Below are 22,834 nucleotides of genomic sequence, written 5' to 3' on the forward strand. Positions count from 1 at the left end.
CTGCTGCGATGCGTCACCCCACCACCCCCGGTCTCGTCCCCCGGCCGGTCAACCGCGGCCTGACCGCCGCCACCGCCCCGGTCGACTTCACCGAGGCATGGCTGCGTAACCGTCGGCTGTCCGAGCACACCCGGGCCGCCTACCGCCGGGACGTGACCGGCTGGTTGTCGTGGTGCACCGCCACCGGGCTCGACCCGCTGCAGGCGTCGTTCCTGGACGTCAACGCCTACGCCCGGGCGTTGGAGGCCACCGTCGATCCGCGCAGCGGCCGGCTGCTGACCCCGGCGACGGTGGCCCGCAAACTGTCCGCCATGTCCAGCTGGTACGCGTTCCTGGTGCGGCTGCGGGCGGTGCCGGCCAACCCGGTCACCGACGCGGACCGGCCGCGGATCGACCGGGACCATTCGGCGACCGTCGGGTTGAGCCCCGACCAGGTCGACGCGCTGTTCGCGGCGGCCCGCGCCGACACCGGGGCGAGCGGTCCGCGCAACCTCGCCGTGCTGGCGTTGCTGGCCGACCTGGGGCTGCGTGTCGGTGAACTGGTCAGCCTGGACGTCGCCGACGTCGGCGACGAGCGGGGGCACCGCAGTGTCCGGTTCGTCGGCAAGGGCGGCCGGGCCCGTCGCCGGGCGCTGGCGCCGGACACCGCGGCGGCGCTCGACGCGTACCTGGCCGTCCGGGCCCGGGCCGCCGGTGTCGCGGCCGATGCGCTCGACGGCCCGCTGCTGACCACCGCCAGCGGCGCGCGGCTGGACCGGCACGCCGTGTTCCGGCTGGTCCGGCGGCTGGCCCGGACCGCCGGTCTGCCGGCGTGGGACCGGCTGTCGCCGCACTCGCTGCGGCACGCGTTCGCCACCACCGCCCGCGCCGAAGGGGTGCCGCTGGAGGACGTGCAGGACGCGATGGGGCACGCCGATCCACGGACCACCCGCCGGTACGACCGGGACCGGTACAACCTGGACCGGGATCCGGCGTACCGGATCGCGGCGGCGCGGGCGGCCCGCGCCGCCGCGTCCGGCTGAGCGTCTCACCGGATCCGGCAGGTCACCGTTGCCGCTGCTGGTCGTCGTGGCCGCGCAGCGAACCGGCGTGGGCACGGGCGCTCGGGTCGCGGCGGACCTTGACCAGGCTGGCGACGACGGTGACGGTGAGGATCACCAGGATCAGCCCCAGCGACACCGGTGTCTGCACCTCGGGGACCCGGTCGTCGAGGGTGTGCCCCCAGTGCAGCACCAGCTTGACGCCGATCAGCGCGAGCACCAGCGCCAGCCCGGTGGACAGGTAGACCAGCCGGTCCAGCAGGCCTTTCACCAGGAAGAACAGGGCCCGCAGCCCGATCAGGGCGAAGGCGTTGGCGACGAAGACGATGTACGGCTGCTGGGTGACACCGAACACGGCGGGGATCGAGTCGAGGGCGAACAGCAGGTCGGTGCTGCCGATCGCGATCAGCACGATGAACAGTGGGGTGACGACGCGGCGACCGTCGACGCGGGTGACGAGCCGACCGTCGACGTAGTCAGGTGTCACCGGCAGCACCCGGCGGGTGGCGCGGACCAGCACGTTGTCGTCGACCTGCGGGTCCTCGTTGCGGTGCCGGAACAACTGCACGGCGGTGAAGATCAGCAGCAGGCCGAAGACGAGGAACATGAAGGAGAACAGGTTCAGCAGGGTGGCGCCGGCGGCGATGAAGATCGCCCGCATGATCAGCGCGGCGATGATGCCGAAGGTGAGCACCTTGTGCTGGTGTTCCTCGGGAACGGCGAAGGTGCTGATGATGATGACGAAGACGAACAGGTTGTCGACGGACAGGCTCTTCTCCACCAGGTAGCCGGCGAAGTACTCGGTGCCGTAGCCGCCGCCGGCCCAGGCCATGAACACCAGGCCGAACACGACGGCGACCGCGACGTAGAACACCGACCAGGCGACCGCCTCACCGAAGCCGACGGCGTGCGGTCGGATCGCCGCGACCGCCAGGTCGAGGGCGAGCAGCGCGACGATGACGACGATCGTGATGGCCCACACGCCCGGGCCGATCTCCAGCGAACCCATATCAGAGATCGTGCACCCGTCGGCGGCGTCGCGCGCGCCGACACACGCATTGGTGGACAATCCGGGACGTTGCGCTACGATGCCCGGTCGCCGGGACTCAGCCCCGGCTGAGCAGTTCCAGGTGGCGGTGGGCGTCGGCGGCGATGTCGGCGCCGACCAGCCAGCGTCGGGTCCACAGCCGGGCCGCCACCCGGGCGGCGTCCACGTCGTCGCGACCCGCCGCTCCGCCGTCGGAGTCCGCCGCGTCGGCGTCGCGGCCGGATCTGTCGGCGCTGGGCCCGTCAGCCAGGTCGACGAGCAGCGCGGCGGCCAGCGTGTACGCCGTCCGTAGCGCCAGCGGGCGCGCGCCGGCCGCCGTGTCGGCCCCGCGCGGGTCGGCGGCGACCCGGGCCAGGTCCTTGCGCAGCCGCCCGGCGGCGTCGGTGAGCGCCGTGGCAACCTCGGGGTCGGCGGCGGTGGCGGCCGCCTGGTCGACCCGGGCCAGCAGCGGCCCGGCGGCCTTCTCGCGGGTCACCGCCCGCAGCGCGTCCAACGCCAGCACCGTGGTGGTGCCCTCCCAGATCGGCAGCACCTGGGCGTCGCGCAGCAGCCGGGGCACCCCGGTGTCCTCGACGTAGCCGGCGCCGCCGAAGCATTCGACGTACTCGCTCGCGGCGGCGACGGCGAGCCGGCCGGTGGCGAGCTTCGCCAGCGGCGCGGCCAGCCGCAGCTCGGCCGCCGGGTCCGCCCCGGTGGCATTCGGTCCGTCGGGTGTTCTCCGCCCGTCGGCGCCGGCTTCGACCTGGCCGAGCAGGTCGAACACGTGACCGGCGAGGACGAACGCGCCGGCGGCGTCGACGGCGAGGGTGCCGAGCAGGCCACGGTGGGCAGGGGAGTCGACCAGCCGCCCGCCGGCGACCCGGCGGGCGGTGGCGTAGGCGTGCGCGTACGCCAGACCGCGGCGCATCCCGCTGGCCGCGGCGGAGGCGTTGTGCAGCCGGGTCACCACCACCAGGGTCATCGCCCGGGCCAGGCCGGGCCGGGCGGGGTCGCCCAGCGGCAGCGCGTACGCGTCGCGCAGGCCGACCTCGGCGGTGGGCAGCGCCCGGGTGCCGAGCTTGTCCTTGAGCCGGTGCACCCGAACGCCGGGGGCGGGCGCGTACGGGTCGGTGCCGGTGCCGGCAAGCGGCGAGTCGGCGGCGTAGCGGGGCACCAGGAACGGCACGAGCGTACGGCTGCCGTCGGCGGCGCCGACCGGGCGGGCCAGGGCGACCGCGACCGCCGAGTCGACCGCGGAGCAGAACCACTTCTCGCCGGTGAGCCGCCAACCGTCGCCGTCGGCGGCGGGGCGCGCCACGGTGGTCGACCCGGACAGGTCGGAGCCGCCCTGGGCTTCGGTCATCCACTGCCCGCTGGTGATCGCGGCGGCGGGGTCGGTGGCGGTGAGCCGGGGCAGCCAGGTGTCGCGTACCGCCGGGTCGACGTCGGGGTGGTTGAGTAGCGCGGCGGCCCCGTCGGCCATCGCCACCGGGCAGGAGAACGTCGCCGACTCCGGCGCGTACAGGTGCAGCAGGGCATGCTGCACCACCCGGGCGTCCGGGCCGAAGGCGGCGCGGGTGTCGGCGCGGTACGGCAGCGCGACCAGTGCGTGCCGGGCGGCGACGGCCCGCAGCCGCTGCCAACCGGCGGAGGTGTCGACCTGGTCGACGCGCCGACCCCACGCGTCGTAGCGGACCAGTCGGGGCGGGTGCTGCTCGGCGTCGGTATGTGCCTCCCGCAGCGGGCCGGTGACGTCGGCGGCGAGGGCGGCCAGCCGGGGCCGGGCGGCGGTGTGCGTGGCCGGGTCGAGCCGGCGGCGCAGCCACCGGTCGAGCAGCCAGTCGGTGCGGTACGGATCGCCGGGGGCGGGCACAGGTTGGACGTACCGGTCCACGATGATCGCTCCTCCTCGCCACGCACAGCCGTTACTACCCGACAGTAACCGGTGGTGGGTTTCGCTGGCAGCGTGACGGTCTTCCGCGTCGTCGGGCCGGGCGGCACAGTGGTGGTATGCGACTGCTGATGCTGGGCGGCACCGGGTTCGTCGGCCGGTGCGTCGTCGAGGACGCGCTGGCGCGCGGCTGGGCGGTCACCCTGCTGCACCGCGGCCACCGGCCGGCACCGGCCGGCGCACAGGTGGTCGCCGGCGACCGGACGGCCGTCGCCGGCCTCGCCGCGCTGGGCACCGGTGACTGGGACCTGGCCGTCGACACCTGGGCCGGCGCGCCGTCGGTGGCCCGCGACGCGACCCGGCTGCTACGCGACCGGGTCGGGCACTACACGTACGTGTCGAGCCGGTCGGTGTACGCGTACCCGCCGCCGGCCGGGCTCGACGAAACCGGGCCGGTGGTCGACGGGTCCGCCGACGACGGCGGCGACGTCCCCTACGCCCGCGCCAAACGCGGCGGTGAACTCGCCGCGGTCGCCGCCTTCGGTGACCGGGCGCTGCTGGCCCGGGCCGGGCTGATCCTCGGCCCGTACGAGGACGTCGGCCGGCTGCCGTGGTGGCTGCACCGCGTCGCCCGGGGCGGCGACGTGCCCGCACCCGGGCCGCCCGACCTGCCGCTGCAGTACGTCGACGCCCGGGACCTGGCGGCCTGGCTGCTCGACGCGGCCGCAGCCAAGCTGTCCGGGCCGTACAACGTGGTCAGCCGGCCCGGCCACACCACGATCGGGGAGCTGCTGGCGGCCTGTGTACGGGTAACCGGCTCGGCCGCCCGGCTGCGCTGGGTCGACCCGGCGGCGGTCGCCGCCGTCGGGGTCGCGCCCTGGACCGAGCTGCCGGTCTGGCTGCCCCCGGGCGAGCTGCACGACGCGCTGCACCGTGGTGACGTGTCCCGGGCATTGTCCGCCGGGCTGCGCTGCCGGCCGGTGGCCGAGACCGTCGCCGACACCTGGGCCTGGCTGGCCAGCGTGGATCACCGTCCGGCGCTGCGTACCGACCTGCCGCCGCTGGGGCTCGGCGCGGGTCAGGAGGCCGCGCTGCTCGCCGCCGCCGAAGCCGCCGAACCAAATCCGTCCGCCGGCTGACGTGGTCGGCTAGCCGGGGCCGAGGTCGCCGGTGCGGTGATGCCGCCGGCACAGCACCTGGTACCGCACGTCGGAGTGGTCGACGGTGTCACCGATCACCACCTGCTCGCCGTGGCGGGCCACCACACCGTCGACGACGCGGGCGTTGAGCAGGCCCTGCCGGCCGCACCAGCAGAGCACCTCGACCTGGATGCGGCACACCTCGTCGGCGATCTCGAACAGCCGCTGCGCGGCCGGGAACAGCACCGACCGGAAGTCGCTGGCCAGCCCGAACGCGAACACGTCGACGTCGTAGCCGTCGACCAGGTCGGCCATCTGCCCGACCTGGTCGACCGTGTAGAAACACGCCTCGTCGCAGATCAGGTAGTCGACCCGGGTGCCGTCCGCCCAGCGGCCGCGCACCAGCGCCACCAGGTCCAGGTCGTCGGTGACCTCGATCGCCGAGTGGGCCAGCCCGATCCGGGTGGTCACCTGCGGCCCCATCGACCGGTCGTTGCGGGTCAGCACCAGACCCCGGCGGCCCTGCCGGGCGTGGTTGTGGTCCATCTGCAGGGCCAGCGTCGACTTGCCGCAGTCCATCGGACCCCAGAAGAACTTCAACGCCGCCCCGTGCCGCAGCCGTCCGTCACCGGCGGCCAGGCAGGCGGTCGCCAACGCGGACTGGTCGCCGCCGCCGGGCCCTGCTGTCCTCGGCTGACTGTCGTCGGTCACGACCGGGCAGCTTACTAGCCGTTACCGCCGGCACCGGCGGCCCGGGTCGCGATGGCGGGTCAGGCGGCGCTGCCGGGTCGACCCAGGCCGGGCGGCGATGTCGGACCACTGTGGCAGGATCTGCCGCCATGTTCCCCCGCACCTGGACCCTCACCCACATCGAACGTGTCATCCGTACCGCCTGGTCCGCCGACACCTGCGATCCGGCCGACCTGGCCGACTGGCACACCGGCAACCCGGCCCGCGGCCAGTGCGGGGTCACCGCGCTGGTGGTGCACGACCTGCTCGGCGGCGAGCTGCTGGTCGGGGAGGTCAGCGCCGGTGGGCGGCGGACCGGCCGGCACTGGTGGAACCGGCTCGGCGTGGTCGAGATCGACCTGACCCGCGACCAGTTCGGCCCGCACGAGCGGATCAGCGGCGGTACGGTCGTCGACCGGCCGGACGGTCCGCCGCACCGCTGCCGCGAACAGTACGAGACGCTGCGTACCCGGGTGTTGAAGCAGCTCGGTGCCGACACCTCGGTGGCGGCCGGCCGATAGCATCCCCGCCGGACGGCGGGAGCGCGCGCCGGCACGAACCCGGGAGAGGACAGACAGATTGTGAACGGACCGGTACGGCTCGCCGTCGACCTGGGCACCACGCACACCGTCGCGGTGGTCCGCCGCGGCGACGAGCCACCTCGGCCGCTGCTGTTCGACGGCACTCCGCTGCTGGCCTCCGGGGTCTGTGTCGACGCCGCCGGTGGCGTCCACAGCGGACGTGATGCGCAGCGGTTGGCCGCCGGGGAGCCGCACCGGTTCGAGCCGCACCCGAAACGGCGCGTCGACGACGGCTCGGTGCTGCTGGGTGACCGCGAGCTGCCCGTCGCCCAGCTGCTGGCGGTGACCCTGCGCCGGGTCGCCGCCGAGGCCGCGACCGCCGGCGTGCATCCGGCCGGCGGCACCGTGCTGACCTGCCCCGCCGACTGGGGCACCCCGCGTCGGGATCTGCTGCGCGCGGCCGCCACGGCGGCCGGGCTGGGCCCGGTGCGGCTGCTCGACGAGCCGATCGCGGCCGCCACCTACTGTGTCCGGGTGCTGGGCCGCCAGGTACCGCCGGGCGGCACGCTGGCCGTGTTCGACTTCGGTGGCGGCACCCTGGACGTGGCGGTGGTCCGCAACGAATCTGCGGTTGGTGGCGCCGGTGGGCTGCGGGTGCTGGCCACCGGAGGGCTCGACGACCTCGGCGGGCTCGACGTCGACGAGGCGCTGGTCGCCCACCTCGGTCACCTGGTCGCGGTCCGCGACCCGCAGCTGTGGCAGCGGCTCAGCCGGCCGGTGACCGCCGCCGACCGCCGTGACCGGCTCGCTTTCTGGTCCGAGGTACGGGCCGCCAAGGAGATGCTGTCGCGGGCCTCGGCGGCACCGGTGACGGTGCCCGGGCGCGACGACCCGATGCATCTGACCCGGGAGGAGCTGGACCGGATCGCCGGGCCGCTGGTCGACCGGGCGGTCGACGAGACCCGCCGGGTGCTGCAGCTGGCCGGGGTCGACCCGGCGCGGCTGGCCGGGCTGCTGCTGGTCGGCGGGGCGAGCCGGATGCCGCTGGTCGCCAGCCGGTTGCACGCCCGGCTCGGGGTCGCCCCGTCGGTGCCGGAGCAGCCGGAGCTGCCGGTGGCGTTCGGCGCGCTGCACCACACGCCGTCAGCGGATGGGGCGGCGCCGTCGACCGCCGCCCCGGCCGGGCCGGGCCTGACCCCGCCGCACCTCGTGCAGCCGGGCCCGCCGGTGCCCGGCCCTTTCACACGGGCGGCTGGCGGCAGCCTGCCGTCGCCGCCAGCACGTCGGCGGCGTCGCGGTCGGGCGGTCACGGCGGTCGCCGCCGCCGTGGCGGTGACGCTTGCCGTCGGGATCGGCCTGACCAACGGCTGGCTGCTCGACCAGTTCACCGGCGACGGCGGCGGGCCCGGTGACACCAACCTGTTCGGCGGCCTGCTCGGTCGCGACGACGGCGGTGGCGGGACCGGTGACACCGCAGGCGACCTGACCGAGGTCCACCAGGTGACCCTGCCCGCCGGCACCGGCGGGTCGACGGTCACCGTCGCCGGTGACCTCGCCGTGTACGCGGCGGTCGCCGTCGGCGGCACCACCGTCACCGCGGTACCGACCGGCGGCGGCGACCCGGCCTGGACCACCACCGTGGATGTCGAACCGACCGAGGTGCGGCTCACCGCCGCCGGTGGGCTGCTCGTCGTCGACGCCGCAGACTCGGCGACCGACGGCGGCAACGACATGCGGGTCGTGCTCGACGCCGCCGACGGCACGGTGCGGTGGAAACGCAGCTGGCAGGACCGTACCGACGTGGTCCGGCTGGGCACCGACGTGATCGTCGAGATCAAGGACGGCATCTTCGACAACGCGGTCGCCCGGATCGACCTGACCACCGGCGAGCAGCGGTGGCGACGCGAGGCCCCCGACGATGACCTGCTGGTCCTCGACGCGTCCCGGATCCGGGCGGCGACCCGGTGGACCGGCACGGAAGGTGCCGAGGACGCCGGGGTGCTGCCGACCGCCGGGTACGGGTTGCGGGACAACCGGTACGCCGAGCCGGGTCGCGTCGTCGAGCTGAGTGAGGGCAGCGGCCGGGGGTTCGTGCTGGACACCGGCGACGGCGACCCGATCGCCAGCGGTGACCTACCGCTGGACCACGACGCCTGGACCGTCTACGAAGGGCTCGCGATCGGCAAACTCTCCGACGAGGCGTCGCCGGGCCGGGCTGCGCTGGCCGCGTACGACCTCGACGGGTTCACCCGCGCGTGGGAGGTGCCGCTACCGGCCGGCGACACGATCGAACTGGTCAAGCCGTGCGGGGCGCGACTGGTGTGCGCGGCGGTCGACGGCGGCACGTACCGCACGATCGCGGTCGACATCGGCACCGGCGATGAGAAATGGAACCGCACCACCGACTCCGGCTTCGAGGACAACTGGTACGCGGTGCCGGGTGGGCTCGTCTTCGGCGACCAGACGTTCGACACGGTCGACGACTTCTGCCTGCTCGACGAATCCGGTGCGGAGATCACCGCCGCCGACGACATCGGGTCAGCGGCGGCGGTGGCCGACGGCCGGGTGGTGGTGCTGGGCCACCGGGTCGACACTGCGTCGAGCACGGCGGTGCCGCAGGTCGCGGTGTGGGACGCGGCGACCGGGCGACGGACCGCGCCGGTCGACGTCGGCGTCGACCTGGCTACCAGCCGGGTGACGCACGCGGTGGTCGGCGGCGACACCGTCGCGGTGGTCACCGCCGACCATCAGGTGCGGGTGCTGTCCGTGACCGGGCCCGGCTGAGTGGGCGGCCGTCGGGCCGCCCACTCAGGCCACGGTCATCAGTAGACGTTGACCCCGTACACCGACAGCGCCTCGGCCACCGGCTGGTGGTAGGCCCGGCACTCGGCCCGGTTGCTGCCGGAGTGCAGACCCAGCGCGGTGCTGCCGGCGAACACCGCGCCCCCGCTGTCGCCCTTGTCCGCGCACAGGCTGGTCTGGAACAGCCCGGTCACCGGACCCGCCGAGTAGTTGACGGTGACGTTGACCGCGACGACCGGGCCGGTGGTGACCCCGGTGGTGCTGCCGCTCTTGCTGACCGTCTGCCCGACGTACGGGTTGCCGGCGCCGGTGATGTCCCGCAGCGTCCCGTCGTACAGGTTGACCGCCCCGGGCCGGTTGACGGTGGTGTCGACCCAGCGGACCAGGCCGAAGTCGTCACCGGGGAAGTTGCTGGCGACCGTGGTGCCGGCGTCGGCGACCCCGTCGACCATCCACTGCGTCCGCGACTCGGTGCAGTGCCCGGCGGTGAGGAAACCCGGCCGGCCGGCGCTGTCGTACACGTTGAACCCGAGTGAGCAGCGGCCGTTGGAGTAGATCGGGTCGCCGCCGGCGGCGGTGGTCTCGACCGTTCCGGCGACGCGTTCGACGCGGACCGCGTCGCCGAAGCGGGCCGCGACCGCCTCGACCAAAGCCAGCCGGGTGCCGGTGACGGTCGCGTCGACCGAGACGACCACCTGGTTACTGACCGGGTCGGCGTACCAACTGGTCCCCGGCACAGCCGCCGACCGCGACAGGGCACCGGTGACCCGGGCCAGGTCGCCTGCACCACGTTCGACGGTCCGGGCCACCCCACCCGCGGTCCGCACCACCCGGGCGGCCGTCTCATCGGTCACCGTCACCACCAGGTCACCGGTGACCTGGTCCCGGTACGCCCCGGCGGACCGGTCACCCAGCCGGTCGGCCAGGGCCAGCGCCGCCTCACCGCCGAGTTCGGGAGCGGGCCCGGCAGCGGCCACCGCCGGACCCGCCAGCAGACCACCGACCAGTACGGCGGTGGCGGCCAGCGCGGAGCCGATCTGTCTGATCGGCGTGGATATATCCCTCACACAGTCCTCCTGCGATCTGGTGAACGTGAGATGTCCGGTCAGGACGGCGATCATCATCGCCGCTGGCGGCGGCGCTGCACACCGTGCCATTGCCCATTTGTGGGCGACTTCCGGTCACGTGACCGACGCTGACCGGTGCCGCCTCCCCGGGCCGTGGCGAGTGGACCTGCCACAATGGCGACATGGTGCCCCGCCGTCCCGGCTCTGTGCCGATCGCCGTGGGCGGTGTTCTGGCTGCTGTTCTGGTCGGTCTCGTGGCGTTCCTGGCCGCGCAGGGCCTCGACCGGGCCGACCAGTGGGCCGGCGTGCTGGCCATGTTCCTCGGTGTGGCGGCGCTGACGGTGCAGGTCTGGGGGCTGTGGTCGTCGACGCGGTGGCCGGCCGGTGCGGCCGTCGACGCAGCAGCGCCGACCGACGCACCGGCACCGGTGGCCGAGCCGGCTGCCCGTAGGTCCGTCCGGCTGCCGGTGATCCTGTCGGCGCTGCTGGTCGCCGCAGCGGTAGGGGTGACCGCGTCGGCGTTACGCGACACGAACTCGACGGTGAACGGCGCACCGGGGTGGGTCGAGGTCGGCAACGGCAGCGGCGTCGTGCTCGGCGACCATCAGAGCATCGACCTGAACAGCGGGCAGGTCGGCGGGGAGCACCTGCCGGGTGGGGATCTGTTCCTGTCCCAGCGGTCGGACCGGGTGACCGCGCTCGACGGCGGGGAGCTGGCGGTGCTCGACGTGACCGGCGAGCACACCGTACGCCGTTGCCTGGACGCCGCAGCGCAGGCATGGGACGGCATGATCAACGGCTTGTACGGGCTGCCGGTCGGCACCGACATCTGCTTCACCGACGGCCGGACGACCGCCGCGATGATCACCGTCGAGCATCCGCCGGACGTCCTGGCTCGCACCCTGAGCTTCAGCTACACCTGCTGGGAGCTGCGTGACCCGGATGCCGGGGCGGCACCGGCGGGCTGATCGCATCGATTCCAGACCGGCATGGTCGGGCAGGTGCTGCCGGGCATACTGGGGGCGTTGTCGCTGGACGCTGGCGGGAGGACCGAATGATCATCGACGTTGCGCAGATCGAGGCGGCGGCGCGACGGATCGCCGACCATGTGGTGCGGACGCCGACGGTGCCCAGCCCTGGCCTGTCCGGGCTGCTCGGCGTACCGGTGACGGCGAAGCTGGAGCTGCTGCAGCGGACCGGGTCGTTCAAGGCGCGGGGTGCGGCGGCGAAGCTGCTGACCCTCGACGACGGGCAGCGGGCGGCCGGCGTGGTGGCGGTCAGCGGCGGCAACCACGGCATCGCGGTGGCGGTGATGGCGCAGGCCCTGGACGTGAAGGCGACGGTGGTGATGCCGCGTTCCGCGCCGGAGCGGGCGGTGGAGGTCGCTTCCGCGGCCGGGGCGACGGTGCGGGTGGTCGACACGATGGCGGAGGCGTTCGACCTGACGGCGCGGTTGCAGGCCGACGGGCTGGCGATGGTGCATCCGTTCGACGACCCGGTGGTGGTCGCCGGGCAGGGCACCGTCGGTCTGGAGTTGGCCGCCGACGCGTTCGTCGACGAGCGGACGGCGCCGACGGACGTGCTGGTCAGCGTCGGTGGCGGCGCGTTGATCTCCGGCGTGGCCGCCGCGCTGCGCGCCCACCGGCCCGGCGTCCGGGTCTGGGGGGTGGAGACCGACGGCGCGTCGGCGATGGCGCAGGCCTGCGGACACGGCGGTCCGGTGCCGGTGAAACTGTCGTCGATCGTGTCGACGTTGAGCGCGCCGACGGTGTCGCAGCTGACCTACGACCACGTCACCGAACTGGTCACCGACGTGCTGGTGGTGTCGGACGCGGAGGCGGTGCGCGGCAGCCTGGACCTGGCCGAGCACGCCAAGGTGTGGGCGGAGCCGGCAGCCGGATGTCTGCTGCCCGCCGCCCGCCGGGTGATCGAGCGGGTCGGCCCGGACGTCCGGCTCGGCCTGGTGGTCTGCGGCGGTAACGTCACCGTCGCCGACCTGACCGGTTGGGCCCGCCGGTTCGAACTGGTTTGACTGCGGCTGAGCAACTGGCATCGGCCGGGCCGGCGTGGTCAGTCGGCTGGCCAGTGGCGCAGCGAGGCGTCGAGGGCGTCCAGGATCCGGGGCCAGCTGTCCTGCGGGTCGGGGTCGCTGTGGCTGAACCCACCGGCGGCCGCCAGGTCGAGGTAGCCGTGAATGGTGGCGCCGATCAGCCGTACCGCGTGGGTCTGTTCCTGTTCGGGCAGCCGGTAGCCGTGCAGCACCGCGCGTAGCAGCCGGGTGTGCCGGCCGCCGGCGCTGGCGGCGGCCGTTGCCGGGTCGAGCCGCAGCCGGGCGGCGGCGTAGCGGCCGGGGTGCTCACGGGCGTAGTCGCGGTAGGCGTCGGCGAGCCCGGCCAGCGCGTCCCTGCCGGACCGGCCGGCGACGGCGTCGGCGGCCCGGTCGGCGAGCTCGGCCAGCGCGAGCAGGGCGATCCGGGTCCTCAGGTCGTCGGAGCCGCGGACGTGCGCGTACAGGCTGGCCACCGCGACGCCGACGTGGCGGGCCAGCGCGGAGACGGTCACCTGGTCGAAGCCGACCTCGTCGGCCAGCTCCGCGCCGGCCGTGGTCAGCCGCTGCGCGTTCAGTCCGGCCCGTGCCACCCGTACCCGCCTCCTTCGTCGAACCGACATCGATTATGCGTTTGCCTAACACCTTTAGGCAAACTAGCCTGCCCGGTATGACACCACTGACCGAGCAGGAGATCCGCGCCGCGTTCGTCAACTGCACCAAGGGGGAGACGAAACGCCTGTACGTGCCGCGTGACCTCGCCGGCCGGCCGTGGGACGACCTGGACTTCCTCGGCTGGCGTGATCCGCAGTCGCCGGCCCGCGCCTACCTGGTCACCGAGCTGGCGGGCCGGCCCGCGGCGGTCGCGTTGCGGTGCCCCGACGCGGCCGCCCGCCATCTGCGGCGCAACATGTGCTCGATCTGCCTGACCGCGCCGCAGGCCGGGGTGTCGTTGATGGTCGCCCCGAAGGCGGGCCGGGCCGGCCAGCAGGGCAACTCGGTCGGCACCTACCTGTGCAGCGAACTCGCCTGCTCGCTGTACGTGCGCGGCAAGAAGGACCCGGGGCCGGGGGCCAGGCTGCAGGAGTCACTGACCCTGCAGGAGAAGACCGCCCGGACCCGGGCCGCCATCGCCGCGTTCGTCGCCAAGGTGACCGGCTGACAGCTTCTACCGCAGCGTCGCGGCCCGGCGGCGGTGCGACAACGTGACGTGGTGGTGCGCACCGGCGTGCCCGGCCGGGTCGGTGTGCACGGTCGCCGACACCAGCCGGGGCACGGCGTGGGTGAGCTGGTGTTCGGCGTCGGCGGCCACCTCGTGCGCGGCGAGCAGGCTCAGGTCGGCGTCGACGACGAGGTCGGCTTCGGCGTGCAGCCGGTGGCCGATCCAGCGCAGCCGTACCGCTGTCACGTCGCGGACGCCGGGCACCGCGCGCAGGTTCGTTTCGGCGGTGTCGACCAGGGCCGGGTCAACGGCGTCCATCAGCCGCCGGTACACCTCGCGGGCGGCGTCGCGCAGCACGTACCCGATCGCGACGGTGATGGCGAGGCCGACCAGCGGGTCGGCCCACTGCCAGCCGGCCGCCGCGCCCCCGGCGGCGACGACGACGGCCAGCGAGGTGAACCCGTCGGTACGGGCGTGCAGCCCGTCGGCGACCAGCGCGGCCGAGCCGATGCGCCGGCCGACCCGGATCCGGTAGCGGGCGACGATCTCGTTGCCGGCGAACCCGACGACGCCGGCGGCGGCCACCCACGGCACATGGGTCATCGGCGCCGGGTGGATCAGCCGGTCGACGGCGGTCCAGCCCGCGGCGATCGCCGAGCCGGCGATGACCACCACGATGACGATGCCGGCGAGATCCTCGGCGCGGCCGAACCCGTACGTGTAGGCGCGGGTGGCGGCGCGCCGGCCGATCAGGAACGCGATGGCCAGCGGTACGGCGGTCAGCGCGTCGGTGACGTTGTGCAGGGTGTCGCCGAGCAACGCCACCGAGCCGGAGGCGGCGACGATGACCGCCTGGGCGGCGGCGGTGGCGGCGAGGACCGCCAGGGAGATCCACAGGGCGCGGAGTCCGTCGCGGGACGCTTCGAGGGAGTCGTCGACCTTGGCGGCGGTGTCGTGGGTGTGCGGGGTGAGCCGGTGCAGTGCCCGTCGCCACCAGGCCCGCCGCACCGGATGCCGGTGACCGTGCGGGTGGTGGTCGTGACGGTGGTGGTCGTGGTCCATGGCGATGGCAGAATACGTGCTCATGTACGCACGCGACAACGCTGCAGGTGCCATGGATGGGCAGCAGCAACCGACCGGCGCACAGGTCGAGACGGCGGTGACCGCGTTGAAGATGCTGGCCGACCCGACCCGGCTACGCCTGCTGTGGCAGCTGCGCGACGGCGAACACGACGTCGGCACCCTCGCGGCGGCGGTCGGCGCCGCCCGCCCCGCCGTGTCGCAGCACCTGGCGAAACTGCTGCTCGCCGGCCTGGTCGCCAGCCGCCGTGACGGCCGCCGGGTGCTCTACCGGGCACGCGGCGGCCACGTCCGCCGCCTGGTCACCGAGGCCCTGTCCGCCGCCGACCACCACCTCACCGGCGCACCCGACCACGACTGAGCCGCCGGCCCGTCAGATGATTCCCTGCTGCGTTCGGCCCCGGATCAGGCGCAGCCCGGTCCAGAACGACCACACCGGCCACGCCAGGACGAGCAGCGCCAGTGACACGAAGCTGATCGTGGACGCGAATCCGCTGGCTGTCGGCGCGTGCGTCAGCAGTTGCAGCCCGAGCAGTACCCCGACCAGCCCGACCCCGGCCACGATCCCTGTCGCGGCCAGGATTACCGGACCACCGCGACGGATCAGCGCAGCGCTGTTGACCGCCACGAGCCACAGGCCCGGCACGACAGCGCCGACCACCGCCACCGCGGCGATCCCGGTGACCACCGACAGCCAGCCGGCGGCGACCGGCCCGGTGCCGGCGAACACTGTGACGAGCACAGCCAGCAGGTACGGCAGAACGCCGCCACCGTACGCCCGCGCCGTGCGGAACGAACGAACGGCGACCACGATCAACAGCCCGGACGGTGCGGTCAGGAGCAGGAACTCGGCGGCGTCCTCGCTGCTTGACGGCAGGGCCAGTGCCGTCACGGCGACCGCCGACGTCGCGATCAGCGCGCAGCCGCCGAGGGCCGACAGCCAACGTGTCGGTGCCGGCACCGACGTGCGGAACTGCACAGCGAGCAGGGGAACCTTGACGATCGTGTCAGCGGCGTACCGCCAGCGGCGCGGTCCGTGGACCTCGATCAGCACGGCCAGCGACTCCTCCCGCCAGCGGGACCGGTGGGTTGGCGGCAGGACGAACGCGGTCAGCGCGAGCAGCGCCCGCAACAGTCGCATCAGTACCCCTCCCCAGCGGCGGGCCAACCGAGCGCCATGCGTGTCGGGCCACGGCGGCGCTGTGCCGCCGTGGCCCGTGCGACCTGTACCGCGGCCACGCCGTCGGCCGTCAACCGGTAGTAACGCCGACGGGGCCGCCCGGCCGCGTGTTCGTCGACGGCCTCCCACTGGCTGTGCAGCCAGCCGGCCTGTTCGAGCCGGGCCAGGATCGGATAGACCGTTCCGGGCAGCAGGCCGGTCGATTCGACGATCTCCAACCCGTACCGCTGTTGGTCGGGCACCTCGGCCAGCGCCTGCAGCACCAGCCGAACCTGTAACGTCATCCTGGGCATACTCGTACTCTATATAGCATGTCAACCGGCGTCGGCCGGGAAACACAGTGTCGCCTGGCGTGGACGGCTCGCTAGCATCGCGGGCTGTGGACGACAGACGCTGGCGCGATCCGCAGTGGTTGGCCCGGGTTCGGGACTGGGTCGACGACCGGCTCGGCGAGCTCGGCATGACCCGGACCGGTCCGGCCGTGCAGCCGCACATCTATCCGTGGTCGACGGTGCTGCGCGTACCGACCGACGCCGGAGACGTCTGGTTCAAGGCCAACACCGAGTCGCTGCGCCAGGAAGCCGCCGTCGTGACGCGGATCGCCGCCCGCCGCCCCGACGCGGTGCCGCCGCTGCTGGCCGCCGACCTCGACACCGGGTGGATGCTGATGGCCGACGCCGGGGAAACGCTGCGGGTGGTGACGCAGCGCGAGCAGAGTCTGGACCGGTGGTACGACGTGCTGCCGCTGTACGCTGCGGTGCAGCTCGACCTGGCCGACGACGTCGACGACCTGCTCGCCCTCGGCGTGCCCGACCGGCGGCTGGCCACCCTGCCGCAGGCGTACGAACGGATCATCGGCGCCGTCGGCGCGGAGCGACGCTTCCGCGACGCGGCGCCGATGGTGGCCGACCTGTGCGCCGAGCTCGCGCAGTACGGGCTGCCGGAACTGCTGCAGCACGACGACCTGCACGACGCGCAGGTCTTCGTCCGCGACGGCCGCCACCTCATCATGGACTGGGGCGACGCCTGCGTGTCGCACCCGTTCCTCACCCTGTCGGTCACCCTCGAAGGTGGGCTGGCGTGGGGGCTCGCCGACGTGCGGGACTCGGTCGACACCGCGCCGTTCCGGGACGCCTACCTGGCGCCGTACGCCGAACGGTTCACCGGCGACCTGGTGGCCGCCACCCGGGTGGCTATGCGCCTGGGCTGGGTGTGCCGCGCGGTCAACGGGCACGTGCCCGGCGACGACAAGCAGACCCTGACCCGGCTACGGATGTTCCTCGACGGCCGACCGTAGCCCGTCGTACGGCACGCGAGGCAAAACAAATACGACATGGAAGCAGCCGCTCCTTGCCGTATTCAACGTATATCGCATCGGGGGCCTTGCGGCAAGACCCGGGTCGCGGCGCAGAATGTGCGACCGAAGCCATCAGCTGCGAAAACGCGCGGATTCACGTACGTGTGTCCGCTGATCGACGCTGCCCAGGTGGCTGATCGCAGAAATGGGGGAACGATGTTCGACGTCATCATTGCCGGCGGCGGGCCGACCGGTGTGATGCTGGCCAGCGAGTTACGGCTGCACGGCGTGTCCGTACTCGTCGTGGAGAAGGACGCGGAGCCGACCAGCCACGTCCGGGCGGGCGGCCTGCATGTCCGCAGCATCGAGATCATGGACCAGCGCGGCCTGCTGGACCGGTTCCTCGCGTACGGCCAGCGGTATCCGTTCGGCGGTTTCGCCGGCATCGACAAACCCGCGCCGGACCGGCTGGACACCGCGCACGGGTACGTGCTCGCCATCCCGCAACCCGTCACCGACCGCCTGCTGACCGAACGCGCCGCCGAACTCGGTGCCGAGATCCGACGCGGCTGCGAACTGGTCGGCCTGCGCCAGGACGACGGTCAGGTGACTGCGGAACTGGCCGACGGGACGCGGCTGCGTTCGCGCTACCTGGTCGGCTGCGACGGCGGGCGCAGCACGGTACGCAAACTGCTCGGCGTCGCCTTTCCCGGCGAACCGACCCGGGTCGACACCCTGCTGGGCGAGATGACGGTGGCCGTACCGGCGGAGACCGTCGCCGCCGTGGTCGCCGAGGTCCGCGCCACCGAGAAACGGTTCGGGGCGGCGCCGCTGGGCGACGGCGTGTACCGGGTGGTGGTGCCCGCCGCAGGGGTGGCCGCCGACCGTAGCGTCGCACCGACCATCGAGGAGTTCGCCCGGCAACTGCGGGTGACCGCAGGCACCGACTTCGGCGTGCACTCACCACGCTGGCTGTCCCGGTTCGGCGACGCCACCCGGCTGGCGCAGCGTTACCGGGTCGGCCGGGTGCTGCTGGCCGGCGACGCCGCGCACATCCACCCGCCGCTCGGCGGCCAGGGCCTCAACCTCGGCATCCAGGACGCTGTCAACCTCGGCTGGAAACTCGCGGCGGAGGTCACCGGCTGGGCACCCGGCGGGCTGCTCGACAGCTACCACACCGAACGGCATCCGGTGGCGGCCGCCGTGCTGGACAACACCCGGGCGCAGATGGAGCTGCTGTCCACCGAGCCAGGTCCGCAGGCGGTACGCCGGCTGCTCGCGGAGCTGATGGACATCGAGGAGGTCAGCCGTCGCCTGATCGAGAAGGTCACCGCCATCGGGATCCGCTACGACGTCGGCGGCGAGGACGGGGACGGCGGTGGCGGCTCAGCCCATGACCTGCTCGGCCGGCGACTGCGCGACGTAGCGCTGACCGGCGGCCGCCGCCTCTACGAGCTGACACACGGCGGCCGAGGGCTACTGCTCGACCAGACCGGCCGGCTGTCGGTCACCGGCTGGGCGGACCGGGTCGACCACGTCGTCGACGCCAGCGACGAACTGGACGTACCCGCCGTCCTGCTGCGCCCCGACGGCCACGTGGCGTGGGTCGGCGACGACCAGCAGGATCTGCTCCACCACCTGCCCCGCTGGTTCGGCACCGCTGACAACCGGCCCAGGCCCGCCGCGTCGACACCGTAAGGCCGGCTCGCGGCGGAATCGCCCGCTACCCTGGATGACGTGAGACGCAGCGAAGCCGAGGGTGGCATCGTGCCGTACCTGGCTCGGCCGGGTCGTCGCGCGGCAGTCGTTACTGACCTCGCGCAGCTGCGCGGACCAGTCAGTGGCGTCGTCGAGTTGCCGCATCGGCTGCACTGGCAGCCCGACCGCCGGGTCAATCTCGACAACCCCGCACTGCTGCGGTGGATGTACGAAACCGTTCTGGTCGAGGCGGCCACCCCGGTCGAGCTGGTCACCTGGCTGCACGGCCCGACGCTGGTCCGGCTCTGGCTGGACCTGTGGGTTCCACGTGGCGTCAGACAGGCCTGGGAGCAACGGCACCCGCAGCTGCGCAGCGCCCACCAGCCCGCCGCCGCGTGACATCAGAGGAGTTCCAGGCCGAGGTGGCACGGCTGGCGCTCGGCGTGGCCCAGCGACACGGCTTCGCGTTAGCGGGCGGACACGCGCTGATTGCATACGGCGTGGTGGACCGGCCAACCGAAGACGTCGACCTGTTCACGGACCAGTCCGGATCGATACTGCCGCCGCCCTCGCCCGCTACCCCAGGGATCGGCTGATCGAGCTCGCCCGGCAGGCGGATTCTGGTCTGACCGAGGAGGACTTCACCGATGCCATGCAGCGGCTGGACCGGATGGACGACGCCGTCTTCCGCGAGATCTATGGGCTGACCGCGACACAGGTCAACGAGATTCGCCACTGCTTCTCCACCTGGCCGAGGTTTGCGCCCTGACCCGCGCGGGCAGGCGGCCCGGTAGGTTGGGGCTGTCTCGGTGAGCGGCCACGTACGCATGGTCAGGTGGCCGGTCCACCGTGGCGCTGAGCGGACAGGGGAGGCCCTCGGGTGAAGATCATCGCGTTGTCCTGCACACAGAAGCGTCTGCCGTCACTGACCGACGCGTTGCTCGAGGCGGCGATCAGCGGTGTCGTCCGGGAGGTCTGCGACGCGCGGATCGAGCGGATCCGGTTGATCGACCATCGCATCGCGATGTGCGAGGGCGAGGACACCTGCCTGGACCCCGAGGTGGGACGGTGCACACTCGACGACGACTTCGCGCAGGTCGTCGACCTGGCCGAGGGCGCGCAGGCGATGCTGCTCGCCATGCCGGTGTACGCGGGCAACGTACCGGCGGTGTTGAAGATCTTCCAGGAGCGGTTGAAGAGTTTCATGAACGCCGGGCAGCGCCCGTTCGGCAACCTGCTGGTGGGGACGATCGTGCATTCGCGCACGATGCTGACCGAGCCCGCGCTGGGTTCGTTGTTCCCGTGGTACCTGCGGCTACGGAACAGGAACGTGGCGTCGGCGTGCGTCACCCAGGGCGAGCATCAGGACCTGACCCGTACCGCGGCGGTCGACCTGTGTGTGGCGGTGGGCCGGCAGCTCGGCATGACACTCGACGTCAGCCGGTCGCCGGCGCACGCGCGAACGGCGTTGCCGGTGGTTCAGTCGCCGGTCCGGCCACGCTGCGGCGACCCGGCCGCGTCGTCGCCTTCCGGCGGGTGAGCGGACTCCGCGCGCCAGGTGCACCCGTCGCCGGCCTGGTCGCACGACACCGTGACGTCCGGTTCCACGTAGCGGGCGGCGATCGCCGTGTTGAGTTCCTGGCAGTACGGGCACGGTGACGAGAAGGTCAGCACGACGCCGGCGCGGGCGGCCCGTCTGCGGTAGCGGAGGATCCCGCAGTCGGCGTTGCGCAGCACGGTGCCGGACGGCTGGGGTTCACTGGTCACCGCCGAGTCGTACAGCAGCAGTTGACGTTGCAGCCGGGTCATGAAGTGGTCGGTGGCGGACACCCCGGCTGGCCGTTGCGCCCGCAGCAGGTCGGCGGTGATGCGCGAGTTGGCCTGGATCCACGCGGCCAGGCCTTCTTCGCCGTGCTCGGCCAGGATGAACTCCTCGGCGGCGGCCTGGGCCTCGAAGAACCGCTGCCGCCACAGGTCGACCTTCTCGGCCGCGTCGAGGGGAGAGGGTTCACCGGTCATCGTCGGTGTCCCGGCCGGTGGCGGCGTCCAGTTCGGCGAAGACCTCCTGGGCGACCCGCAGCCCGTTGTTGGCGACCGGCCAGCCGCCGTAGTAGGCCAGCTGGATGATGACTTCGATGATCTTCTCCCGCGACATTCCCAGGTGCAGGGCGGCACCGATGTGCCCGCGCAGCTCCCAGTCGGTGCGCGCCAGCGCGACCGCGCTCAACGCGACCAGTTCACGTTCCTCGACGCTCAGGTGCGGGCGGGTCCAGATCTCACCGAACAGATGGTCGACGGTGATCTGCAGGAACTCCGGGTAGGAACCGGGGCGCGGTTCGCGGCCGAAGACCTGCTGGAACATGGCCTCACCGCGGTCACGGCGGGCAGCCGGCTGATCCATCGGTCAACTCCTTCGGGTCGGTGGGACAGTGTTCGTCGGTCGAACCGTGGTCAACGTCCACGCCGCCGCGAAGGCGACGACCAGCAGCGCCGTGCCGCTGCCGAAGGCGGCCGCGACGCCCGCCTGCTCGGCGACGAGCCCGACGACGACCGGTCCAACGACGGCACCGATGTCGGTGCACATCGAGAAGACGGCGACGCCGCTGCCGGCCCGGCCGGCGACGACGTCCCCGATCAGCGCGGCCGGTGCGGCGTTGAGCAGCGCCGATCCGGCCGCGTACCCGCAGAGTCCGACGACGAGCCAGGTGTAGGTGTCCACGAACACCAGGGAGGTGATCGCTGTGGCGGCCAGCCCGGTGCCGGCGATCATGGCGGGTCGCCGGCCGGCCCGGTCGACGACCCGACCGGCCGGCATGATCAGCAGCGCCTGGACGACGGCGGAGATGGTGAACGCCCACCCGACCCAGGTCACGTCGTGTCCCCACCCGACGACCACGGTGGGGACCAGCGCGCTGCGCAGTCCGAACAGGACCCAGCCCTGCGCCAGCGCCGCCGTACAGGCCACCAGGTAGCGCCGGTCCCGCAGCAGGACCGGCAGTCGGACCCCGGTACGGCCCGGTTGGGTGCCGGGGCGCGGGCCGGTCCGCAGCACTGCCAGGGTCAGCACCGTGGCGGCCAGCAGCAGTACGGCGTACGCGATGAACGGCGCGGACAGGGTGATGAGCGCGAACAGCCCGCCGAGTGCCGGCCCGCAGATGCCGCCGAGCAGGAAGCCCGCCTCGAACACGGCGCTGGCCCGGCCCCGCTGTTCGGCGGGGGCGACCGCCAGCAGCGTCGCCAGCGCGGACACCGAGAACAGCACCGAGCCGACGCCGCCGAGGCCGCGGAACACGAGCAGTTGCCCGTACGACCCGGCGAACGCGGTCAGGGCCGAGGAGACCGCGCACAGCAGCAGGCCGGCGACGAGCACCCGCCGTTCCCCGAACCGGGCGGCGAGCCGGCCGCAGAACGGGCTGGCGGCCAGCCGCAGCAACGCGAACAGGGCGACGAGCACGCCGATCTGGGCCGGTCCGGCCCCGAACGTCGCCGCGTAGACCGGCAGCACCGGCAGCACCAGCCCAAGGCCCAGCATGACGCAGCCACCGACGACACTGAGGACGTAGACCTCGCGGGGCAGACCCGGCGGCGCGGTGGCGGCGACGGGCGGGGCGCTGCCCGGGGCGGCCACCGTCACTGTCCGGTCACAGGATGATGCTGAGCTTGCCGTGCTCGTACAACGTCTCGTGGTCGAGCACGACGAGTCGGCGGCGGACCCGGAACGTCCCGCCGTCGACGACGAGCTCGAACCGGTACTTGCCGACGTACGCGTCGGAGCGCCCGTGCCCGAACCGGTGCACGACGACGTTCGCCGCCACGTCGAGGTGGGTGCCCCGGTCAGCCAGGATCTCCACGTTGGTGATCATCCGGTTGGTCCGCGACCGGGGGTTCTCGCACCACACCTCGCCGTTGAGCAGCTGTTCGATGCGCTGGCGCAGCCGGGCGGCGTCGTCGTCGATGAGGCCGAGCGCGTCGGCCGGCTCGCCGCGCACGTCGGTGGCCGGCACCGAGTAGCGGATGTCGGCGGTCAGCATCTCGTCGTACCACTGGCGTAGCCGCCACTCGTCGAGCAGCCGCGCCTCCCGGAAGAGGAACTGGCTCACCCGGTGCCACAGCCGCACCTGGGCCGCGTCGTCGACCGTCAGCTCGGTGATCAT

24 protein-coding genes and 1 pseudogene are annotated in these 22,834 nt (G+C 73.2%); 13 read left to right on the forward strand and 12 right to left on the reverse strand.

The genetic code is table 11. From position 1 onward, the window contains the following. The first annotated feature begins 8 nt into the window (after window positions 1-8). Entirely contained in the window at window positions 9-1,022 is a 1,014-nt protein-coding gene (locus tag O7629_RS11365) for a tyrosine-type recombinase/integrase (protein ID WP_278169068.1), read from the forward strand. A 22-nt stretch (window positions 1,023-1,044) separates the two neighbouring features. Here the strand turns inward: O7629_RS11365 and O7629_RS11370 are convergent, their stop codons facing one another. Beyond that, complete coding sequence (locus O7629_RS11370; RefSeq protein ID WP_278169069.1) at window positions 1,045-2,049, reverse strand: TerC/Alx family metal homeostasis membrane protein; 1,005 nt, start codon at window positions 2,047-2,049, stop codon at window positions 1,045-1,047. 97 nt (window positions 2,050-2,146) lie between these two features. After that, window positions 2,147-3,961, reverse strand: coding sequence for an acyl-CoA dehydrogenase family protein (locus O7629_RS11375; protein WP_278169070.1), 1,815 nt, complete (start codon window positions 3,959-3,961; stop codon window positions 2,147-2,149). A gap of 116 nt (window positions 3,962-4,077) precedes the next feature. Here O7629_RS11375 and O7629_RS11380 point away from each other — a divergent pair, with 116 nt between their 5' ends. Continuing rightward, window positions 4,078-5,097, forward strand: coding sequence for an NAD-dependent epimerase/dehydratase family protein (locus O7629_RS11380; RefSeq protein ID WP_278169071.1), 1,020 nt, complete (start codon window positions 4,078-4,080; stop codon window positions 5,095-5,097). Between the two features lie 9 nt (window positions 5,098-5,106). On the opposite strand, the gene O7629_RS11385 is transcribed toward O7629_RS11380, so the two are convergent. Then, window positions 5,107-5,751 (reverse strand): thymidine kinase, encoded by a 645-nt coding sequence (locus O7629_RS11385; RefSeq protein ID WP_278174501.1) that lies wholly within the window; start codon window positions 5,749-5,751, stop codon window positions 5,107-5,109. Window positions 5,752-5,936: 185 nt separating this feature from the next. Here O7629_RS11385 and O7629_RS11390 point away from each other — a divergent pair, with 185 nt between their 5' ends. Both O7629_RS11390 and O7629_RS11395 read left to right on the forward strand, forming a co-directional pair. Continuing rightward, window positions 5,937-6,347: a hypothetical protein gene (locus tag O7629_RS11390; protein ID WP_278169072.1), complete on the forward strand. Its 411-nt coding sequence runs from the start codon at window positions 5,937-5,939 to the stop codon at window positions 6,345-6,347. 60 nt (window positions 6,348-6,407) lie between these two features. Further along, window positions 6,408-9,131 (forward strand): Hsp70 family protein, encoded by a 2,724-nt coding sequence (locus tag O7629_RS11395; RefSeq protein WP_278169073.1) that lies wholly within the window; start codon window positions 6,408-6,410, stop codon window positions 9,129-9,131. 38 nt (window positions 9,132-9,169) lie between these two features. Here O7629_RS11395 and O7629_RS11400 read toward each other — a convergent pair whose 3' ends face one another. Beyond that, entirely contained in the window at window positions 9,170-10,216 is a 1,047-nt protein-coding gene (locus O7629_RS11400; RefSeq protein ID WP_278169075.1) for a S1 family peptidase, read from the reverse strand. 182 nt (window positions 10,217-10,398) lie between these two features. On the opposite strand from O7629_RS11400, the gene O7629_RS11405 reads away from it, so the two are divergent. Together O7629_RS11405 and O7629_RS11410 are read left to right on the forward strand one after the other, a co-directional pair. After that, on the forward strand, window positions 10,399-11,184 hold the full coding sequence (locus O7629_RS11405) for a hypothetical protein (protein WP_278169076.1): 786 nt from the start codon (window positions 10,399-10,401) through the stop codon (window positions 11,182-11,184). Window positions 11,185-11,270: 86 nt separating this feature from the next. Next, entirely contained in the window at window positions 11,271-12,248 is a 978-nt protein-coding gene (locus O7629_RS11410; protein WP_278169078.1) for a threonine/serine dehydratase, read from the forward strand. Between the two features lie 38 nt (window positions 12,249-12,286). Here O7629_RS11410 and O7629_RS11415 read toward each other — a convergent pair whose 3' ends face one another. After that, window positions 12,287-12,856, reverse strand: coding sequence for a TetR/AcrR family transcriptional regulator (locus O7629_RS11415; RefSeq protein ID WP_278169080.1), 570 nt, complete (start codon window positions 12,854-12,856; stop codon window positions 12,287-12,289). 77 nt (window positions 12,857-12,933) lie between these two features. Here O7629_RS11415 and O7629_RS11420 point away from each other — a divergent pair, with 77 nt between their 5' ends. After that, on the forward strand, window positions 12,934-13,425 hold the full coding sequence (locus O7629_RS11420) for an FBP domain-containing protein (RefSeq protein ID WP_278169081.1): 492 nt from the start codon (window positions 12,934-12,936) through the stop codon (window positions 13,423-13,425). Between the two features lie 6 nt (window positions 13,426-13,431). Here the strand turns inward: O7629_RS11420 and O7629_RS11425 are convergent, their stop codons facing one another. Further along, window positions 13,432-14,511, reverse strand: a complete 1,080-nt coding sequence (locus O7629_RS11425) for a cation diffusion facilitator family transporter (protein WP_278169082.1) — start codon at window positions 14,509-14,511, stop codon at window positions 13,432-13,434. On the opposite strand from O7629_RS11425, the gene O7629_RS11430 reads away from it, so the two are divergent. Beyond that, window positions 14,510-14,866 carry a metalloregulator ArsR/SmtB family transcription factor gene (locus tag O7629_RS11430; RefSeq protein WP_278169084.1) on the forward strand — a complete coding sequence of 119 codons (357 nt, stop codon included), beginning with the start codon at window positions 14,510-14,512 and terminating at the stop codon, window positions 14,864-14,866. The genes O7629_RS11425 and O7629_RS11430 overlap by 2 nt on opposite strands. 12 nt (window positions 14,867-14,878) lie before the next feature. Here O7629_RS11430 and O7629_RS11435 read toward each other — a convergent pair whose 3' ends face one another. Next, the gene (locus O7629_RS11435) at window positions 14,879-15,646 is read right to left on the reverse strand and encodes a hypothetical protein (RefSeq protein ID WP_278169085.1); all 768 of its coding nucleotides are present in this window, start codon (window positions 15,644-15,646) and stop codon (window positions 14,879-14,881) included. Then, on the reverse strand, window positions 15,646-15,969 hold the full coding sequence (locus tag O7629_RS11440; RefSeq protein ID WP_278169086.1) for a helix-turn-helix transcriptional regulator: 324 nt from the start codon (window positions 15,967-15,969) through the stop codon (window positions 15,646-15,648). Before O7629_RS11440 ends, O7629_RS11435 begins: the two co-directional genes overlap by 1 nt. 95 nt (window positions 15,970-16,064) lie before the next feature. Between O7629_RS11440 and O7629_RS11445 the strand changes: the two genes are divergently transcribed. The 5 genes and pseudogenes from O7629_RS11445 (at window position 16,065) to O7629_RS11465 (ending at window position 20,220) form a co-directional block, all read left to right on the forward strand. Next, the gene (locus tag O7629_RS11445; protein ID WP_278169088.1) at window positions 16,065-16,982 is read left to right on the forward strand and encodes an aminoglycoside phosphotransferase family protein; all 918 of its coding nucleotides are present in this window, start codon (window positions 16,065-16,067) and stop codon (window positions 16,980-16,982) included. A gap of 216 nt (window positions 16,983-17,198) precedes the next feature. Continuing rightward, on the forward strand, window positions 17,199-18,680 hold the full coding sequence (rox, locus tag O7629_RS11450) for a rifampin monooxygenase (RefSeq protein ID WP_278174502.1): 1,482 nt from the start codon (window positions 17,199-17,201) through the stop codon (window positions 18,678-18,680). 39 nt (window positions 18,681-18,719) lie between these two features. Then, entirely contained in the window at window positions 18,720-19,079 is a 360-nt protein-coding gene (locus tag O7629_RS11455; RefSeq protein WP_278169089.1) for a hypothetical protein, read from the forward strand. After that, a pseudogene (locus O7629_RS33625) lies at window positions 19,076-19,449 on the forward strand (nucleotidyl transferase AbiEii/AbiGii toxin family protein). The gene O7629_RS11455 and the pseudogene O7629_RS33625 overlap by 4 nt, the downstream one beginning before the upstream one ends. Window positions 19,450-19,560: 111 nt before the next feature. Beyond that, on the forward strand, window positions 19,561-20,220 hold the full coding sequence (locus O7629_RS11465) for an NAD(P)H-dependent oxidoreductase (RefSeq protein WP_278169092.1): 660 nt from the start codon (window positions 19,561-19,563) through the stop codon (window positions 20,218-20,220). Here the strand turns inward: O7629_RS11465 and O7629_RS11470 are convergent. The 4 genes from O7629_RS11470 to O7629_RS11485 are packed head-to-tail and all read right to left on the reverse strand — an operon-like array spanning window position 20,160 to window position 22,834. Beyond that, entirely contained in the window at window positions 20,160-20,699 is a 540-nt protein-coding gene (locus tag O7629_RS11470) for a hypothetical protein (protein ID WP_278169093.1), read from the reverse strand. The two genes, O7629_RS11465 and O7629_RS11470, sit on opposite strands and share 61 nt — an antisense overlap. Next, window positions 20,689-21,081 (reverse strand): carboxymuconolactone decarboxylase family protein, encoded by a 393-nt coding sequence (locus O7629_RS11475; RefSeq protein ID WP_278169094.1) that lies wholly within the window; start codon window positions 21,079-21,081, stop codon window positions 20,689-20,691. Before O7629_RS11475 ends, O7629_RS11470 begins: the two co-directional genes overlap by 11 nt. A gap of 3 nt (window positions 21,082-21,084) precedes the next feature. After that, on the reverse strand, window positions 21,085-22,314 hold the full coding sequence (locus O7629_RS11480) for an MFS transporter (RefSeq protein WP_278169096.1): 1,230 nt from the start codon (window positions 22,312-22,314) through the stop codon (window positions 21,085-21,087). A 7-nt stretch (window positions 22,315-22,321) separates the two neighbouring features. Then, window positions 22,322-22,834, reverse strand: coding sequence for an aromatic-ring-hydroxylating dioxygenase subunit beta (locus O7629_RS11485; RefSeq protein ID WP_278174503.1), 513 nt, complete (start codon window positions 22,832-22,834; stop codon window positions 22,322-22,324).

The organism is Solwaraspora sp. WMMD792 (assembly GCF_029626105.1).
GTDB lineage: Bacteria > Actinomycetota > Actinomycetes > Mycobacteriales > Micromonosporaceae > Micromonospora_E.